The organism is Azoarcus sp. TTM-91, assembly GCF_012911025.1.
GTDB lineage: Bacteria > Pseudomonadota > Gammaproteobacteria > Burkholderiales > Rhodocyclaceae > Azoarcus.
In genome coordinates, this window is sequence record NZ_WUEI01000030.1 from 1 (window position 1) to 16,413 (window position 16,413).

Below are 16,413 nucleotides of genomic sequence, written 5' to 3' on the forward strand. Positions count from 1 at the left end.
CCCATCGCCCCTACCGCCTGTTCGGCCGCAACGCGCTGCTGCTTGCCGCCCTCATCATCGTCGGCCAGATCCTGGGCGCGCTGGTGTTCTACTTCTTCGTCCAGCAACCGCGCACCGAGCGCTACGCCGCCGCCCTGGCGGAGAACGCAGCTGCCGTCGCCGGCGCGCTGCAGGCGCTGGATGGGGAATCGCGCCAGCGCTTCGTCACCGCCTTCAACGCCGGCACCGAACACCAGGGCAAGGCCACTGCCGGCCCCGGCCGACCACTGGAACGGCTGATGCTGCGCCAGGTTTCCAGCCAGCTGGCGCTGCACGGCATCGAAGCGCTGTGGCGGGAGGACAGTGGCGGCACGCTCTACCTGCGGCTGCGGCTGGACGGCGAGGACTACTGGCTCGCCAGCCGTGGCCCCTTCCGCCGCCAGACCATCCCCGGCGCCGCGCTGCTGGCGTGGACGCTGGGCGGCGCCCTCGCCGTGCTCGGCGCCTTCCTCATCCAGCGCCGGCTGGACCGCCCGCTGCGCGCACTGGCCGCCGCCGCCCGCAGCCTGGGCGAGGGCCACCGCCCGCCGCCGCTGGCGGAGGAAGGGCCGGAGGAAATCCGCAGCGTGGGCCGCGCCTTCAACCAGATGAACGCCGCGCTGGCCGAAGCCGAGCGCGAGCGGGTGCTGATGCTGGCCGGCGTTTCCCATGACCTGCGCACGCCGCTGGCCAAGCTGCGGCTGGCAGTGGAGCTGAGCGGCGACACCGAAGCGCCCGGCCTGGCCGCCGACATGGCGCGCCATTGCCGGCAGATCGACGCCATCATCGACCAGTTCCTCGACTTCGCCCGCAGCGACGACGGCGAGCCGCCGCGCCGCACCGACCTCCAAGAGCTGCTGCAGGCAGCCCTGGCCGCAGCCGGCGGCGAGGCGTTCCGGCTGGAGATCCAGCCCGGCCTGCCAGCGCTGATGCTGCGCCGGCAGGCGATGCTGCGCCTGCTGGGCAACCTCCTCGGCAACGCCCTGCATCACGGCGCACCGGATTTCGTCCTGCGCGCCAGCTGCGAAGGCGAGGAACTGCGCATCGCGGTGCTGGACCGCGGCGCCGGCATTCCGCCCGCCGAGGCCGAGGCGCTGATGCGTCCCTTCGCCCGCGGCTCGGCTGCCCGCGGCGGCCCGCCAGGTGCCGGCCTGGGGCTGGCCATCGTCGATCGCATCGCCCACCTGCATGGCGGCAGCCTGGCCTTGCTACCGCGGGACGGCGGCGGCCTCGAAGCCCGCCTCAGCCTGCCGCTGGAGAGGCTGGACGCCAACGGCGCCCAAGCCCTCGACACCGCCACGAGCCGCTGACGAGGGCGGCCATCCGCTCCGCCAAACGAGGCCGAATCCCGATCCGGGCTAGAATCGTGGCCCGCCCGCCTCGCGGGCCTGTGCAGATGGATAGAGATGCGCCTGCTGCTCGTCGAAGACGATCCGATGATAGGCGCGGGCGTGCAACGCGGCCTGCGCCAGGAAGGCTACGCGGTGGACTGGGTGCGCGACGGCAGCGCCGCGCTCGCCGCCATCGCCGCCACGCCCGGCGGCGAAGCACCCTACGAACTGGTGCTGCTGGACCTCGGCCTGCCGGGCAAGGACGGCATTACCGTGCTCACCGAACTGCGCCACGGCGGCAACCCGCTGCCGGTGCTGGTGCTCACCGCCCGCGACACCGTCGCCGAGCGCGTCCGCGGCCTGGATGCCGGCGCCGACGACTACCTCGTCAAACCCTTCGATCTCGACGAGCTTTCCGCCCGCGTGCGCGCCCTGCTGCGCCGGGGCGGCAGCCGCGCCACGCCGCTGCTGCGCCAGGCCGGGCTGGTGGTCGACCCCGCCAGCCATGCGGTGAGCGTGGATGGCGAGCCGGTGAAACTCTCCGCCCGCGAGTTCGCCCTGCTGCAGGCCTTGCTCGCCCAGCCCGGCAAGCCGCTGTCGCGCGCCCAGCTGGAGGAAAGGCTGTACGGCTGGGGCGAGGAGGTGGAGAGCAACGCGGTGGAGGTGCACATCCACGCCCTGCGCCGCAAGCTGGGCGCCGAGCGCATACGCAACCTGCGCGGCGTCGGCTGGTTCATCCCGGTGGACGCATGATCCAGCCCTGTTCCCTGCGGCACCAGCTGCTGCTGTCGCTGCTCGGCGCCATCCTCGGCGTCTTCCTGCTCGGCAGCCTCGCCACCTACCACACCACCCGCGGCGAGGTGGACGAGATCATGGACTACCACCTGCGCCAGCTCGCCCTGTCGCTGCGCGCGCCGCTGCCCGGCCCGCAACCCGAACCCTCGCTGGGGCCGGACGACCAGCTGTTCGACATGGTCATCCAGATCTGGGACGGCCAGGGCCTGCGCCTCTACCTCTCGCGCCCGCACACCGCCCTGCCCGACCGCGCCCAGCTAGGCTACGCCACCGTGCCCACCTCCGAGGGCGACTGGCGCACCTACTCGCTGATGATGGGCAGCCGGGTGGTGCAAGTGGCCCAGCCGATGTCGCACCGCGACCGCCTCGCCGCCGCCGCCGCGCTGCGCACCCTCACCCCGCTGCTGCTCATCCTGCCGCTGATGGGTGGGCTGATCTGGTACCTGGTCGGCCGCGGCCTGCGGCCGCTGGAGCGGCTGGCCCACGCGGTGGGCGCGCGCCGGCCCGACAGCATGGCGCCGCTGGCCGCCGAAGGTGTGCCGGACGAAGCCCGACCGCTGGTGCAGGCGCTCAACGGCCTGCTCGGCCGGCTGGACCAGGCGATGACCAACCAGCGCGCCTTCGTCGCCGATGCTGCCCACGAACTGCGCACCCCGCTGGCCGCGCTGCAGCTGCAGCTGCAGCTCACCGAACGGGCGGAGAGCGAGGACGAACGCCGCGCCGCCCTGGCCGACCTGCGCCTGGGCCTGCGGCGCGCCACCCGGGTGGTGCAGCAGCTGCTGACGCTGGCGCGACAGTCGCCGGAAGGCGGCAGCGCCGCGGTGCGTACCGAGGTGGACCTGGTCGAACTCGCCGGGCTGGTCATCGCCGAACAGCAGCCGCTGGCCGAAGCCCGCGGCATAGACCTGGGTGCCGACGTGCTGGAAGCTGGCACGCTTGCCAGCGGCGAGCGCGAGGCCCTGCGCACCCTGCTCGGCAACCTGGTGGACAACGCCATCCGCTACACCCCGACTGGCGGCAAAGTGGATGTCAGCGTGCTGGCTGGCGACGGCCGCGCGTGGCTGGAGGTGACCGACAGCGGCCCCGGCATCCCGGCCGAGGAGCGTGAACGCGTGCTGGACCGCTTCTACCGCCGCGCCGGCGAGAGCGAAGCCGGCAGCGGCCTGGGGCTGGCCATCGTCAAGGCCATCGCCGACAGCCACCAGGCCACGCTGGTGCTGGACGAGGCGCCGACCGGCGGCCTGCGGGTGCGGGTCGGCCTGCCGCTGGTCACCCCCCAGATGCCCGCCAACCCCGTCGAAGCAGCCGGCAACACATCCGGTAACACCTCGGAATCTATGTCTTAAGTCTGGCTTAAGTCGGCCTCTCCTAAGGTAGTGCCCACAGCGGAAGTTTCCGCTGGCAAGGCTCCACAGCGAGCCCCCGAGCAACACCCAGGAGATGAGCATGCAAGACCGCAGCCTGCGCGCCACCAGCGCCGCTTCCGCCCTGATCCTCGCCCTCGCCGGCGCCTTCGCCAGCGAGGCCTACGCCGAGCCGGTCACCCCGCCGCGCGCGGCGCCGGCCACCATCGCCCTGCCCGCCTTCGACACCATCGTCCAGCGTGTCGGCCCGGCAGTGGTGAACATCAGCACCGAAGGCACCACGCGCACCTCCAATGCCATGCCCGGTCTCAGCCCGGACGACCCCTTCTACGAATTCTTCCGCCGCTTCGGCCCGCAGGCCGGGCCGCAGGGCGAGCAGCCCACCCGGAGCCAGGGCTCCGGCTTCATCGTCAGCGCCGACGGCATCGTGCTCACCAACGCCCACGTGGTCGAGGGCGCCAACGAAGTGACGGTGAAACTCACCGACAAGCGCGAGTTCAAGGCCAAGGTGCTGGGCGTGGACAAGCCCACCGACGTCGCCGTGCTGAAGATAGACGGCAGGAACCTGCCCACCGTGCCGCTGGGCGATCCGCAGAAATCCCGCGTCGGCGACTGGGTGCTGGCCATCGGCTCGCCCTTCGGCTTCGAGAACTCGGTCACCGCCGGCATCATCTCGGCCAAGTCGCGCTCGCTGCCGAACGAGGGCTACGTCCCCTTCCTGCAGACCGACGTCGCCATCAACCCGGGCAACTCCGGCGGGCCGCTGCTGAACCTCAACGGCGAGGTGGTGGGCATCAACTCGCAGATCTACTCCCGCTCCGGCGGCTACCAGGGCGTGTCCTTCGCCATCCCGATCGACGTCGCCGCCGGTGTGCGCGACCAGATCGTCGCCCACGGCAAGGTCACCCGCGGGCGCATCGGCGTGGCGGTGCAGGATCTCAACCAGGCGCTGGCGGAGTCCTTCGGCCTCAAGAACGCCGGCGGTGCGCTGGTGAGTTCGGTGGAAAGCGGCGGCCCCGGCGAGAAAGCCGGCCTCAAGGTCGGCGACGTGATCCTGGAGCTGAACGGCGACAAGGTCGCCAGCTCCTCCGATCTGCCGCCGCGGGTGGCCGCCATCCGCCCCGGCACCAGCGCCAAGCTGAAAGTGTGGCGCAAGGGCGAGAGCCGCGACCTGGACATCAAGATCGGCGAGTTCGCCGACGAGTCGACCGTCGCCAGCGCCGGCGGCAAGGCCGACCAAGGCCGCCTCGGCCTGGCGGTGCGCGCCCTTTCGCCCGACGAACGGCGCCAGGTGGAAGCCAGCGGCCTGGTGGTGATGGACGTGGCCGGCCCGGCCGCCCGCGCCGGCATCCGCCGCGGCGACCTCATCCTGTCGCTCAACGGCCAGCCGGTGGAGAGCGTGGAGCAACTGCGCGCCCTGGTATCCAAGGCGGGCAAGCACATCGCCCTGCTGGTGCAGCGCGACGACGCCCGAATCTTCGTTCCGGTGGAACTGGGTTGAAATTCTGCAACCCAATCCCCATCTAATCGACCGACCTGAAAACGCAGCCTAGAACGAGACCCGAGATGAAGATCCGCAAACTCGCCCTTCCCGCCGCGCAATCGGCGCGCGGCAATACCGACCAGCTCGACAACGAGGTCGTCGGCGCCTTCCTCCAGGCCAGCTCGACCGCACTCGACGTCGCCACCCCGGCCAAGCCGCGCAAGCGCAGCAAGAAGGCTGACGGCAGCGAAAGCTCGCGCTCCGGCGCGCTGGCGCTGGCCGCCACCCTGCTGGGCATCACCCTGGCCGCGCCGGCCCCGGCCATCGCCGCCCGCAACAACCACTACCCGCTGATCGTGACCCCGCTGCAGTCCAGTGCCGGCGGCCAGGAAGAGATCGAGCAGGTGCGCGTAGGCATTTTTGATACCGCCGGCCAGCGCCTGCTGCACGCCCAGGTGCACGGCCGCAGCAAGCTGGGCGCCCTGCCCCCGGGCGAATACACGGTGGAAGTCAGCAGCGCCGCCGGCTCCACCACCCACCAGGTCAAACTCGGCCCCGGCCAGCGCGGCATCGTCCGCTACGGCGGCCAGCAGGCAGCGCAAGCCCAGGCCTGAGAGCCAGCGGGCGGCACTCCCGACCCCACAGGGAGAAAAGGCCGGCGCACCTGAGTGTGCGCCGGCCTTTTTTGTGCGTCCTGGGTGTGGCTGAGCGGGAATGAGAGATCACCACCACCGCTCACTCCGTCACCATCTCCCGCCCCCGCACCCATAGCCGCCAGGCCAGCGCACTGGCCCACATCGAGCCCGCCACCGCGATCATCATCGGCAGCGGCGAGCCGCCCACGCCGTGGCCTACCGCCACGCCCAGCACCGCCCCCAACCCCATTTGCAGGAAACCCATCAGCGAGGCGGCGGCACCCGCCATGTGCGGGTAGGCGGAAAGCGCGATCGCGGTGGCATTGGGCAGCGACAGGCCGGTCGAACAGGTGATGAACCACATCGGCACCATCAGCGCCAGCGGATGGTCGATGCCGAACAGCGGCGGCAGCATCAGCGCGACGCCGGATACCGCGCCCAGCAACACGCCGTGACGAAGCAGCCGGCCCGGCCCGAGGCGGCGGGAGTAGCGCCCGGACAACACCGTGCCCAGCATGAAGCCGGTGACGTTGCAGCCGAAGGCCAGGCCCATGCCCTGCGGCGAGAAGCCGTAGTGGTCGATGAAGACGAAGGCGGCGCCGGAGATGAAGGCGAACAGCCCGGCATACCCGAAGCCATTGACCATCACCACGCCACGGTAGAGGCGGTCCGCCAGCAACGCGCGGTAGTTGGCGATGATGTTGCGCGGCTGCAGCGCCAACGGATCGAGGTGGCGGTTGGTCTCGGTCAGCATGCGCCAGACGAAGATCACCTGGATCGCCGAGAAGGCGGTGAGGAAGGCGAAGGTGGAACGCCAGCCGAAGGCCACCGTCAGCCAGCCGCCGAACAGCGGCGCCAGCAGGGGCGCCAGCGCCATCGCCGCCGACATGTAGGACAGCATGCGCGCCGCCTCCTGCGGCCCATAGAGATCGCGCACGATGGCCCGCCCCAGCACCGGCCCGGCACAGGCCGCCAGCGCCTGCACGAAGCGCGCCCCCACCAGCCCACCTATGGACGGCGCCAGCATGCAGGCAGCGGAAGCGCCCACGTAGACCAGCATGGACACCAGCAACACCGGCCGCCGGCCGTAACGGTCCGACACCGGGCCGAGAACGAGCTGGCCGAAGCCGAAGCCGATCAGGTAGGCGGAGAGGGTGAGCTGGGCCCCGGCGGAGTCTGTCCCCAGCGCGGCCGCAATCGAGGGCAGCGCCGGCAGGTAGAAGTCGGTGGACAGCGGGCCGATGGCGACCAGGCTGGTGATGAGGATGGCGAATGCGGCAGCGGGATGATTCATGCCTGAATTATTGCATGGCTAGCGCTGCTGGCTTTTCGATCGCTTGCCGCATGGTCGCCAGCGAGGGCTGACTTGGGCTCTCCCCCTGCGGGCAAGGGGAGAGGGGGCGCGGCGCGGAATGTCCCAGAAGCCGCCCCTTGCCGCGCCACCAAAAGCTGCGCCCCCTCACAGCCTCACCCCGAGACATAGCCGAGCACTCCGTTGAACACGGCAGCCCCCGGCCTGCCCCGTCCGCCCCTGCCGGTTCTACTCCGCGTCCGGTTGCCGCGCCGGCGATGCCTGGGCGAAAGCCTCCAACTCCTCGCAGGCCGCAACAATGCGCGTGATCGTGGGCATGGCGGAAAGGTCGCAATCGAAGCGGCGGGCGTTGAATACCTGGGGCACCAGGCAGAGGTCGGCCAGGGTGGGCGTGTCGCCGTGGCAGAAGGTGTCGGTGCGCGGGTCACCGGCGAGCAGGCGTTCCACCGCCGCCAGGCCGCTGCCCACCCAGTGGTGGTACCAGGCCTTCTTCGTCGCCTCGTCCACCGCCAGCGTGCCGCTGAGGTACTTCAGCACCCGCAGGTTGTTCAGCGGATGTACCTCGCAGGCGATGTGCTGGGCGATGGCGCGGATGCGGGCGCGATCCAGCGCCGGGCCGGGCAGCAGCGGCGGCTCGGGGTGGGTTTCGTCCAGGTATTCGATGATGGCGAGGGACTGGGTGAGCACCTGGCCGCCGTCCTCCAGCGCCGGCAGCAGGCCGGCGGGGTTGAGGGCGCGGTACTCTGGCTGGTGCTGCTCGCCGCCATCGCGTACCAGGTGCACCGGCACCGCCTCGTAATCCAGGCCTTTCAGCGCGAGGGCGATGCGTACCCGGTAGGCGGCGGAGCTACGGAAGTAGGTGTAGAGCTTCATCGTTGTCGGTCTGGTCTGGGGGCTTGGGGTCGGAGAGGGCGGTGGCCAACCGGGCTGACGCGGGCGGCCAGGCCGGGAAAAGCCCCGGGGCCCCGGCGAGCGCCTTCTCTCTGTGACTCGCCGGCCCCATCACCGTCGGCCGTAAGGGCGAGCGGTGAGCGGCAGACAACCTGCTGCCGCCCGCCAGGGGACTTACTTGTCGTACTTGCGGATCAGCGTTTTGGCGCTGTCCAGCATGGCCTGGCCGTCGTAGCCCTTGGCTTTCATCTCCGCCACCCAATCGACGGCGAGCTTGTCGGTTGCGGTGCGCCAGTTGGCCAGCTCGGCGGCGGGGATGGTGTTGAAGCGGTTGCCGTGCTCCACCGCCTTCTGCCGTGCCGGCGCGGCGGATTCGTCCCACACGCGGCCCAGCATGGCGGAGAACTCGGCACCGGAGTTGGCGTCGATGACCTGCTTGAGCTCCGGCGGCAGGCCTTCGTACCGGGCCTTGTTCATGGCGATGGTGAAGACGGCGGTGTACAGCGCCGGCTCGGCCGGGTCGGTTTCGGCGTGGTAGCGGGTGAGTTCGTGCAGCTTCACCGGCGGAATCACTTCCCAGGGCAGCACATAGCCGTCGATGACGCCCTTGGACATGGATTCGGTGACCTGCGGCAGCGGCATCGCCACCGGCGTGGCGCCGAAGGCGGCCAGCATCTTGTTGGTGAGGCGCGTCGGCGCCCGCATCTTCATGCCGCGGAAGTCGGCCAGCTTCTCGATGGGCTTGTTGCCGTGGATGTAACCGTTGTCATGGACATGGAAGGCCAGCGGCTTGAGCTGGCCGAAATCCTTCTGGCCATAGAGCTGCACGTAGTCCCACACCGCCCGGCTGGTGGCCTCGGCGCTGCGGCTCATGAAGGGCAGCTCGAACACTTCCACCGAGGGGAAGCGGCCGGGCGTGTAGCCGGGCAGCGTCCACACGATGTCGGCAACACCGTCTATGGCCTGCTGGATGAGCTGCGGCGGCGTGCCGCCCAGTTGCATCGCCGGGTAGAGCTGGCACTTCAGCCGGTTGTTGGATTCCTTGGCGATCTTGTCGCACCAGGGCAACAGCACCTTCTGGTGCGACAGCGCGGTGGCGGGCCAGAAGTGGGCGACCTTGAGCACCACTTCCTGCGCGCGGGCGGCAGGCGCGGCCAGCGTGGCGGCAAGGGCGGCGGTGGCGATGAAGGCGGTGGCGAGCTTGCGTGACATGGCGGTCTCCTCTCGTTTTTTTGTGTGTTTCCGTCTGCCGGCTGCAGTGGCAGCGGAGAGCGTGGATCGGCTACGGCCGGCGGTGCGCTGCCGGGGCTTGCGGTGGGTGAGACGACTGCGGGGTGCTGCGGAAACGGCGCGACCGGCGCGGAAGCATGCCCCGCAACCGGCCCCGGGGAAACGGCGGTGTGCCCTCGCCGGCGGCCGGGAGGGGCTTGCGCTGCAGCCGGGGAAGCCCGGCCCCTGGGTGGCCGGAGCCCCAGGTGCTTCCCCACCACCCGCCGGGGCGCCAGCGCTCAGCGCGCCGGCAGCGCCACCCTGTTCTCGATGTAGCCGAAGATGCTGTGGCCGGCGGCATCCCTCATCTCGATGCGCACCGTGTCGCCGGCGCGCATGAAGCCGGTGGCGGGCTTGCCGGCGGCGATGGTCTCGTACATGCGCACCTCGGCGATGCAGCAGTAGCCGACGCCGCCGTTGGCGATGGAGGAGCCCCACAGGTCGCCCTGTTTGTTGGAGACGGTGCCGGAGCCGATGATGGTGCCGGCCTCCAGCTCACGCGTCTTGGCGGCGTGGGCGATGAGCTGGCCGAAGTCGAAGGTCATGTCCACGCCGGCGTTGGGGCGGCCGAAGGGTTCGCCGTTGTAGGCGACTTCCAGCGGACGGTGCAGCCTGGCTTCGTGCCAGTCGCCGCCGAGTTCGTCCGGCGTCACCGCCACCGGGCTGAAGGCGCTGGCGGGCTTGGACTGGAAAAAGCCGAAGCCCTTGGCCAGCTCGTTGGGGATGAGGTTGCGCAGCGAGACGTCGTTCACCAGCATCACCAGCCGGATGGCCTGCGCCGCCGCTTCCGGGCTGGCGCCCAGCGGCACGTCACCGGTGACCACCGCCACCTCGGCTTCGAAGTCTATGCCCCAGGCTTCCTCGGCGATGACGGCGTCGCGCGGGCCGATGAAGCTGTCCGAGCCGCCCTGGTACATCAGCGGATCGGTGTAGAAGGATTCCGGCAGCTCGGCGCCGCGGGCGCGGCGCACCAGCTCGACGTGGTTGATGTAGGCGGAGCCGTCCGCCCACTGGTAGGCGCGCGGCAGCGGCGAGTGGCACTGCGCCGGGTCGAAGGCGATGGCGTGGCGGTTGGCGGCGGTGCCGCCGCCGTTGAGGCTGTCGTACACCGCCTGCAGCTCGGGCGCGGCGCGCGACCAGTCGTCCAGCGCCGCCTGCAGGGTGGCGGCGATGGCGGGCACCGGCTGGCACAAGGCGAGGTCGCGGCTGACGACGACCAGGGTGCCGTCGCGGCCGCCCTGCTTCAGGGTGGCGAGCTTCATTGGGGGGTCCTCGTGTGGTTGAGGCTACCGTCATGCATCCAGCGAGCGTGCTGCGGCGCCTTCTTGGTTCTCGCCCATTCGTTGAGCATTTCCCACTTCACTTCGTCCAGGCGATGGTTCATCTCCGGCGTGCCGGTGTTCACCGCCAGCTCCAGGCGGTGGCCGCTGGGGTCGAAGAAGTAGATGGACTTGAAGATGGTGTGGTCGGTGGGGCCGATGACCTTGATGCCGTCCGCCTCCAGCCTGGCCTTGGTTTCCAGCATCTCTTCCATGCTGTCCACTTCCAGCGCCAGGTGCTGGGTCCAGCTCGGCGTGGCGGCGTCCACCACCCTGTCCATCGGCTCCTTGGTCGGCAGCTCGAAGAAGGCCAGCACATTGCCGTTGCCGGCGTCGAGGAAGATGTGCATGTAGGGGTCGGGCTCCTTGGTGGAGGGCACTTCGTCCTCGGCGATGGCGAGGATGAAGTCCATCTTCAGGTACTTGGCGTACCACTCCACGGTTTCCTTGGCGTCCCTGCAGCGGTAGGCGACGTGATGCACGCGCTTGATCATGGCGGTCTCCTTGCATGTGCCGCCGGCACCGCGCTCGGGGAGAGGGCGGCCGGCGGCCTGTCCGTATGCCCGGTCGGGCGGTTGTCAGACGCCCTTGCGGGCGATGGCCAGCGCTTCGCGCAGTACGCTGATGTCGCCGATGTGGTTGGCGAGCAGCAGGATGAGGCGCGCGTTGAGCTCGGCGCTGCGGGCGTCGTCCAGCTCGCGGTGGCTCTCGATCAGCAGTTCGTAGAAGTCGTCGCCGGGGCTGAAGGCACGGAAGTAGCGCTGGCCCGGCTCATGGAAATTGGGTTCGGTGTTGAGTGCCATGTCTGCGTCCTCTTGTGGTGATGCGCCGGCTCAGTGCGCCGGGGCGTTGCCGGTGGCGCGGGCGAGCGCGGCACGCACCGCCGCCGGGTCCAGCCGCCGCCAGCGCGCGGCCACATGCTGGTCCGGCCGGGCGAGGTAGCAGCTGCCGGGCTGCAGGTCGTAGCGCTCGCGCACCCGGCCCTTGCTGTCCAGCGCGGTGGCGAGGCCGCCGGGGGCGCTGCCGCGCCGGGCGATCACCAGCGCTTCCACCGGGATGGGCGCATCCGCCAGCGCGCGCAGGGTCTGCACGGTGGCGGCGTCCAGCGCGGCGGCGTCCTCGGTGTAGTAGAGGAGCTGGAAGCGGTTGCCGAGCAGGCCGAGCAGCCAGGGCTGGTCTCCCCCTACCGGCGCATCGTCCATCGGCGCACCGGGCAGCATGTCGCCGGCGAAGGCGTCCACGTCCGGCGTGTTGAGGGAGGATCCGACGAGGAAGCTGGGCACCGACAGCCGGCCGGAATTGACCAGCGCGCGGGCGAAGGGGTAGTCCTTGGCCAGCTCCAGCACCGCGTTGCGGAAGGTCTTGCTCACCGCGCTCTTGGGGGTGATGAAGTCGGTGGAGCGGGTGGAGTTGAGCAGGTTCTCGTCGGCGGCATAGCCGCGCTCCTCGCTGTAGCTGTCCAGCAAGGTGGCGGGCGCGCGGCCGTCCATCACCAGCTTGAGCTTCCAGACGAGGTTGTCCACATCCTGGATGCCTGAGTTGGCGCCGCGCGCGCCAAAGGGCGAGACCTGGTGGGCGGCGTCGCCGATGAACAGCACCCGGCCGTGGTTGAAGCTGTTCATGCGCCGGCACTGGAAGGTGTAGACGCTGACCCATTCCAGCTCGAACTCGCGGTCCGGATTGCCGTCAGCGGCCAGCATGGCCTTGACCCGCGGGATGACGTTTTCCGGCTTCTTCTCTTCTTCCGGGTCGGCGTCCCAGCCGAGCTGGAAGTCGATGCGCCAGACGTTGTCGGCCTGGTGGTGCAGCAGCACCGACTGGTTGCGGTGGAAGGGCGGATCGAACCAGAACCAGCGCTCCGCCGGGTATTCCGCCTTCATCACCACGTCGGCGATCAGGAAGCGGTCCATGAACACCTTGCCCTCGATGTCCAGCCCCAGCATGCGGCGGATGGGGCTGCGCGCGCCATCGGCGACGATGAGCCAGTCGGTACTCAGGGTGTAGGCGCCGTCGGGCGTTTCCACCCGCAGCGTGGCGCCGGTGTCGCCCGGGGTGACGGCAATGACGCTGCTCTTCCAGCGCATCTCCAGCAGCGGCAGGGCCTGGGCGCGGCGCACCAGGTAGTCCTCCAGGTAGTACTGCTGCAGGTTGATCATGCCGGGGCGGTGGTGGTCCGGCTGCGGGCAGAGGTTGAAGTTGAACACTTCCTGCTCGCGGAAGAAGGTGCGGCCCACGTTCCAGGACACGCCCTTTTGCACCATCTCTTCGCCACAGCCGAGGCGGTCCAGCACCTCCAGCGCGCGCTTGGCGTAACAGACGCCACGCGAGCCGATGGAGACGGTGTCGTCATTGTCGATCAGCAGCACCGGCTGGCCCTGCTGGGCGAGGTCGATGGCGGTGCACAGGCCCACCGGGCCGGCGCCGACGACGATCACCGGGTAATGGCCGTCACGACCCTCGGCCAGTTCGGGCGGCCGGGTATAGGCGAACTTCGGGTACGAATACGTGCTGAGCACGGCGGTCTCCTCCTCCTGTCTCTTGCCTGGCCGGCGCCGCCATCTGCGGGCGTGTCACCGGTACTGCCGGGCCTGGCGTGCAGGCCCGGTTGCCGCGGCGCGCCTGGAAGCGCCGGCCCGCGGCAGTGCCGCGCCGCTTACGCCTGCAGCGCGTGCCACATCTCCTGGTCGCGCTCGGCGGTCCAGATGCGCGGGTCGCGGATGCCGCTGGCCTCGTCGTGCGCGCGGGTCACGTCGAAAGGCAGGCAGTGTTCGTAGATGAAGACATGGCCGAACTCCGGGTCCATGTTCTTGCGCGTGTGCGCCATCGCCGCCTTCAGGTTGTAGCCCTGCGCCACCGCCTCCTGCGCGCTGCGGTACAGGGTGGAGACGAAGGCCTTGGTGTAGGCGATGCCCTTGGCCACCTGGGCGGGGTCGGTGAGCGCCGGACCGCGGCCGGGCACCAGCTTCTTCGCCTCCAGCGCGGCGAGCCGGTCCAGCGTCTGCGGCCAGTCGGCAAGGTAGGCGTCGCCGGTGTAACAGGCCGCCTCGTACTCCACCAGGTCGCCGGAGAAGCAGATCTTCTGCGAGGGAATCCAGACGATGGTGTCGCCCTTGGTGTGGCCGCGGCCCACCTGCAGGATCTTCACCTCCAGCTTGCCCATCCACAGGGTCATTTCCTTCTGGAAGGTGATGGTGGGCCAGGTCAGCCCGGGCACGCTCTCCACCGCGTTGAACAGGCGCGGGAAGCGGCCGATCTCGGAATCCATGTCCTGCTGGCCACGCTCGACGATGAGGTCGTAGGTGTCCTGGCTGGCGATGATCTGCTCCAGGCCCTCGCTCTTGTAGCCGGAGGCGCCCAGCACCCGCACCGCGTGGTAGTGGGTGAGCACCACGTACTTGATCGGCTTGTCGGTGATCTCGCGCACCTTGGCGATCACGCCCTGCGCCATCACCGGCGTGGCGGTGGCATCGATGATCATCACCGAGTCGTCGCCGATGATCACGCCGGTATTCGGGTCGCCCTCGGCCGTGTAGGCATAGGCATTGTCGGACAGCTTCTCCCAGCTGATCTTCTTCTCTTCCAGGTCCGCCTGGGACGCAAACGCCTTGGTGTTCATTCGCCAGTCTCCTCTCTTTTATTTGGGGATGCGGCTCATGCTAGGGCAACGTTCGTCTATGGTCAATACGTTCGTTATTGCCAAACACGTACCGGTTTGCCAAGCTTCCGGGCAGGCGCGGGCGAACTGCTACCATTGCCCGCCCAACAGGGGAGAGGACGCATCTTGGAAGTGGAACGCAAGGCCGAAGACCGGGAGAACGGCGGCGACAGCCCCAGCGCGGAACGCCGCGGTGACGACCGCCGCGGCATACAGTCAATCGAAGTCGGCGGCACCCTGCTGCAGGCGCTGGTGCGCGCCGGCGGGCCGATGATGCTCAAGGACCTCGCCCGCGAAGCCGGCATGCCGCCAGCCAAGGCCCACCCCTACCTCGTCAGCTTCGGCAAGCTCGGCCTGGTGGACCAGGACCCGCTCACCGGCCGCTACGGCCTCGGCCCCTTCGCCCTGCACATGGGCCTCACCGCGCTGCACGAGCTGGACCCGATCAAGGCCGCCACGCCCGAGATCGCCCACCTCGCCGACGAGCTGGACCTCAACATCGCCATCGCCGTCTGGGGCAACCACGGCCCGACCATGGTGCGCATCGAGGAATGCAGCAAGCAGATCCACGTGAACCTGCGCCCCGGCACGGTGATGACGCCGCTGCTGCTGTCCGCCACCGGCCGCGTCTTCGCCGCCTTCATGCCGGACCGCGTCACCCGCCCCATCCTCGACGAAGAACTCGCCCGCTACGCCACCAACCCGCAGCCGGCGCTGCGGCTGTCCCGCCGCCATGTGGACGAAGTGCTGGCCGAAGTCCGCCAGCACGGCCTGTCGCGCGTCGTCGGCACCCCTATCCCCGGCATCAACGCCTTCTCCGCCCCGGTGTTCGACAGCACCGGCGCCCTCGCCCTCGCCATCACCGCCATGGGCCCCGCCAACGCCTGCGACCCCGACTGGGACGGCCCCACCGCCCGCAAAGTCAGCGCCTGCGCGGAAAGGGTGTCGGAACGGCTGGGGCGGTATCGGGCGCAGCGGCTGGGGTGAGATGCGGCGGAGGCTGTGAGCCATGCTCTACGGTTGCTCCCTGACGACTTGGCTTTCTGAGCTGCCTGTTCGGCAGTGAGCGTCGGCAGCGCGAGGAGGTCAGCGGTGCGCACTTTCTGAGCTGCCTGTTCGGCAGTGAGCTGGCCGTGGCATCCAGCCTCGCGGCCTGGGCGTTTCTGAGCTGCCTGTTCGGCAGTGAGCCAAGCGGCCTTGGCCGATGGCGGCGGTACTCATTTCTGAGCTGCCTGTTCGGCAGTGAGCAGGTCGATCAGGCTGGCGCCGACGAGGGGCGATTTCTGAGCTGCCTGTTCGGCAGTGAGCGCTTGGCTGGAAGAGCTGACGCCAGCTCAACATTTCTGAGCTGCCTGTTCGGCAGTGAGCTCGATGAGCTGCTGACGGCCGGGCTGCCCAAGTTTTCTGAGCTGCCTGTTCGGCAGTGAGCGCCGGCTTGAGCGGTTTGCTCGGGCGTAGCACTTTCTGAGCTGCCTGTTCGGCAGTGAGCTGGCCAGACGCGAACGGCTACCGGTACTGGATTTTCTGAGCTGCCTGTTCGGCAGTGAGCTGGCGGAGAAGGGCGAGGAACTCATCCCCTTATTTCTGAGCTGCCTGTTCGGCAGTGAGCGTTGTCGGAGACATCGCCACGGATGTCTCCCGTTTCTGAGCTGCCTGTTCGGCAGTGAGCGGGCCCCCAGATTTCGCGCACGTAGCGCAGGCTTTCTGAGCTGCCTGTTCGGCAGTGAGCGTCCGCCATCTGCACCACGTCGCCCGCCATGATTTCTGAGCTGCCTGTTCGGCAGTGAGCCCGCGCAGCGCGAAGTTGCAGGAGGCTGCATATTTCTGAGCTGCCTGTTCGGCAGTGAGCGGCAGCATGACCAAGCCCACGGCCCTGTACGTTTTCTGAGCTGCCTGTTCGGCAGTGAGCGCATGATTGCCCAGCTCGGCATCGCCCTCTTCTTTCTGAGCTGCCTGTTCGGCAGTGAGCTAGGCGTCGTACTCATGCTGGAAGAGCGGAACTTTCTGAGCTGCCTGTTCGGCAGTGAGCCCCTACAGCCTGGAACTGTGGGAGGCCGAGATTTTCTGAGCTGCCTGTTCGGCAGTGAGCACCCTGTTCGCCGCCTGGGTGGCCCCGCTCGTTTTCTGAGCTGCCTGTTCGGCAGTGAGCCCGCTGGTGGGGCGCCTGTTCATCCTCGGCATTTTCTGAGCTGCCTGTTCGGCAGTGAGCGGGCCACTGCGCCGCCTTTTCGGCTTTCTATTTTTCTGAGCTGCCTGTTCGGCAGTGAGCGCTTAACCTCAGGCACCTTCTGAGCTACATCATTTCTGAGCAGCCTGTTCGGCAGTGAGCGTTCCAGTCGAT

The 16,413-nt window shown here is 69.2% G+C and carries 14 protein-coding genes and 1 CRISPR repeat array (1 of these 15 only partly in view); of the genes, 6 read left to right on the forward strand and 8 right to left on the reverse strand.

Annotated features, from left to right (window positions below; translation table 11 throughout):
* The 5 genes from GRF61_RS10700 to GRF61_RS10720 form a co-directional block, all read left to right on the forward strand.
* Positions 1-1,328 (forward strand): ATP-binding protein (locus GRF61_RS10700; RefSeq protein ID WP_169150643.1); only part of this gene is annotated, 1,328 nt, incomplete at its 5' end.
* A 96-nt stretch (positions 1,329-1,424) separates the two neighbouring features.
* On the forward strand, positions 1,425-2,102 hold the full coding sequence (locus GRF61_RS10705; protein ID WP_169150644.1) for a response regulator: 678 nt from the start codon (positions 1,425-1,427) through the stop codon (positions 2,100-2,102).
* A complete protein-coding gene (locus GRF61_RS10710) occupies positions 2,099-3,490 on the forward strand; it encodes an ATP-binding protein (protein ID WP_169150645.1) in 1,392 nt (463 codons plus the stop codon). Before GRF61_RS10705 ends, GRF61_RS10710 begins: the two co-directional genes overlap by 4 nt.
* 100 nt (positions 3,491-3,590) lie before the next feature.
* The gene (locus GRF61_RS10715; protein WP_169150646.1) at positions 3,591-5,009 is read left to right on the forward strand and encodes a DegQ family serine endoprotease; all 1,419 of its coding nucleotides are present in this window, start codon (positions 3,591-3,593) and stop codon (positions 5,007-5,009) included.
* Positions 5,010-5,074: 65 nt separating this feature from the next.
* Positions 5,075-5,605 carry a hypothetical protein gene (locus tag GRF61_RS10720; protein ID WP_169150647.1) on the forward strand — a complete coding sequence of 177 codons (531 nt, stop codon included), beginning with the start codon at positions 5,075-5,077 and terminating at the stop codon, positions 5,603-5,605.
* Positions 5,606-5,726: 121 nt separating this feature from the next.
* On the opposite strand, the gene GRF61_RS10725 is transcribed toward GRF61_RS10720, so the two are convergent.
* From GRF61_RS10725 to GRF61_RS10760, 8 genes are all read right to left on the reverse strand, one after another.
* A complete protein-coding gene (locus tag GRF61_RS10725) occupies positions 5,727-6,920 on the reverse strand; it encodes a multidrug effflux MFS transporter (RefSeq protein WP_169150648.1) in 1,194 nt (397 codons plus the stop codon).
* 246 nt (positions 6,921-7,166) lie between these two features.
* Positions 7,167-7,811: a maleylacetoacetate isomerase gene (gene maiA, locus GRF61_RS10730; RefSeq protein ID WP_169150649.1), complete on the reverse strand. Its 645-nt coding sequence runs from the start codon at positions 7,809-7,811 to the stop codon at positions 7,167-7,169.
* 192 nt (positions 7,812-8,003) lie between these two features.
* Positions 8,004-9,041 carry a TRAP transporter substrate-binding protein gene (locus tag GRF61_RS10735; RefSeq protein ID WP_169150650.1) on the reverse strand — a complete coding sequence of 346 codons (1,038 nt, stop codon included), beginning with the start codon at positions 9,039-9,041 and terminating at the stop codon, positions 8,004-8,006.
* Between the two features lie 296 nt (positions 9,042-9,337).
* Entirely contained in the window at positions 9,338-10,360 is a 1,023-nt protein-coding gene (locus tag GRF61_RS10740) for a fumarylacetoacetate hydrolase family protein (RefSeq protein ID WP_169150651.1), read from the reverse strand.
* Positions 10,357-10,911 carry a VOC family protein gene (locus tag GRF61_RS10745; protein ID WP_169150652.1) on the reverse strand — a complete coding sequence of 185 codons (555 nt, stop codon included), beginning with the start codon at positions 10,909-10,911 and terminating at the stop codon, positions 10,357-10,359. Before GRF61_RS10745 ends, GRF61_RS10740 begins: the two co-directional genes overlap by 4 nt.
* Positions 10,912-10,995: 84 nt before the next feature.
* Positions 10,996-11,220, reverse strand: a complete 225-nt coding sequence (locus GRF61_RS10750; RefSeq protein WP_133594235.1) for a DUF2783 domain-containing protein — start codon at positions 11,218-11,220, stop codon at positions 10,996-10,998.
* 30 nt (positions 11,221-11,250) lie between these two features.
* A complete protein-coding gene (locus GRF61_RS10755) occupies positions 11,251-12,933 on the reverse strand; it encodes an FAD-dependent oxidoreductase (RefSeq protein WP_169150653.1) in 1,683 nt (560 codons plus the stop codon).
* A 137-nt stretch (positions 12,934-13,070) separates the two neighbouring features.
* Positions 13,071-14,033, reverse strand: coding sequence for an MBL fold metallo-hydrolase (locus GRF61_RS10760; RefSeq protein WP_169150654.1), 963 nt, complete (start codon positions 14,031-14,033; stop codon positions 13,071-13,073).
* 249 nt (positions 14,034-14,282) lie between these two features.
* Here GRF61_RS10760 and GRF61_RS10765 point away from each other — a divergent pair, with 249 nt between their 5' ends.
* Positions 14,283-15,059 (forward strand): IclR family transcriptional regulator, encoded by a 777-nt coding sequence (locus GRF61_RS10765; protein WP_348982382.1) that lies wholly within the window; start codon positions 14,283-14,285, stop codon positions 15,057-15,059.
* A 53-nt stretch (positions 15,060-15,112) separates the two neighbouring features.
* A CRISPR array of direct repeats spans positions 15,113-16,413; the repeat unit is 28 nt; unit sequence TTTCTGAGCTGCCTGTTCGGCAGTGAGC (it continues 290 nt past the right edge of the window).

What these genes read in the sequence shown, in the direction of transcription:
- GRF61_RS10705 (WP_169150644.1), top strand. Translation starts at nt 1,425, where the DNA reads ATGCGCCTGCTGCTCGTCGAAGACGATCCGATGATAGGCGCGGGCGTG.
- GRF61_RS10710 (WP_169150645.1), top strand. Translation starts at nt 2,099, where the DNA reads ATGATCCAGCCCTGTTCCCTGCGGCACCAGCTGCTGCTGTCGCTGCTC.
- GRF61_RS10715 (WP_169150646.1), top strand. Translation starts at nt 3,591, where the DNA reads ATGCAAGACCGCAGCCTGCGCGCCACCAGCGCCGCTTCCGCCCTGATC.
- GRF61_RS10720 (WP_169150647.1), top strand. Translation starts at nt 5,075, where the DNA reads ATGAAGATCCGCAAACTCGCCCTTCCCGCCGCGCAATCGGCGCGCGGC.
- GRF61_RS10725 (WP_169150648.1), bottom strand. Translation starts at nt 6,920, where the DNA reads ATGAATCATCCCGCTGCCGCATTCGCCATCCTCATCACCAGCCTGGTC.
- maiA (WP_169150649.1), bottom strand. Translation starts at nt 7,811, where the DNA reads ATGAAGCTCTACACCTACTTCCGTAGCTCCGCCGCCTACCGGGTACGC.
- GRF61_RS10735 (WP_169150650.1), bottom strand. Translation starts at nt 9,041, where the DNA reads ATGTCACGCAAGCTCGCCACCGCCTTCATCGCCACCGCCGCCCTTGCC.
- GRF61_RS10740 (WP_169150651.1), bottom strand. Translation starts at nt 10,360, where the DNA reads ATGAAGCTCGCCACCCTGAAGCAGGGCGGCCGCGACGGCACCCTGGTC.
- GRF61_RS10745 (WP_169150652.1), bottom strand. Translation starts at nt 10,911, where the DNA reads ATGATCAAGCGCGTGCATCACGTCGCCTACCGCTGCAGGGACGCCAAG.
- GRF61_RS10750 (WP_133594235.1), bottom strand. Translation starts at nt 11,220, where the DNA reads ATGGCACTCAACACCGAACCCAATTTCCATGAGCCGGGCCAGCGCTAC.
- GRF61_RS10760 (WP_169150654.1), bottom strand. Translation starts at nt 14,033, where the DNA reads ATGAACACCAAGGCGTTTGCGTCCCAGGCGGACCTGGAAGAGAAGAAG.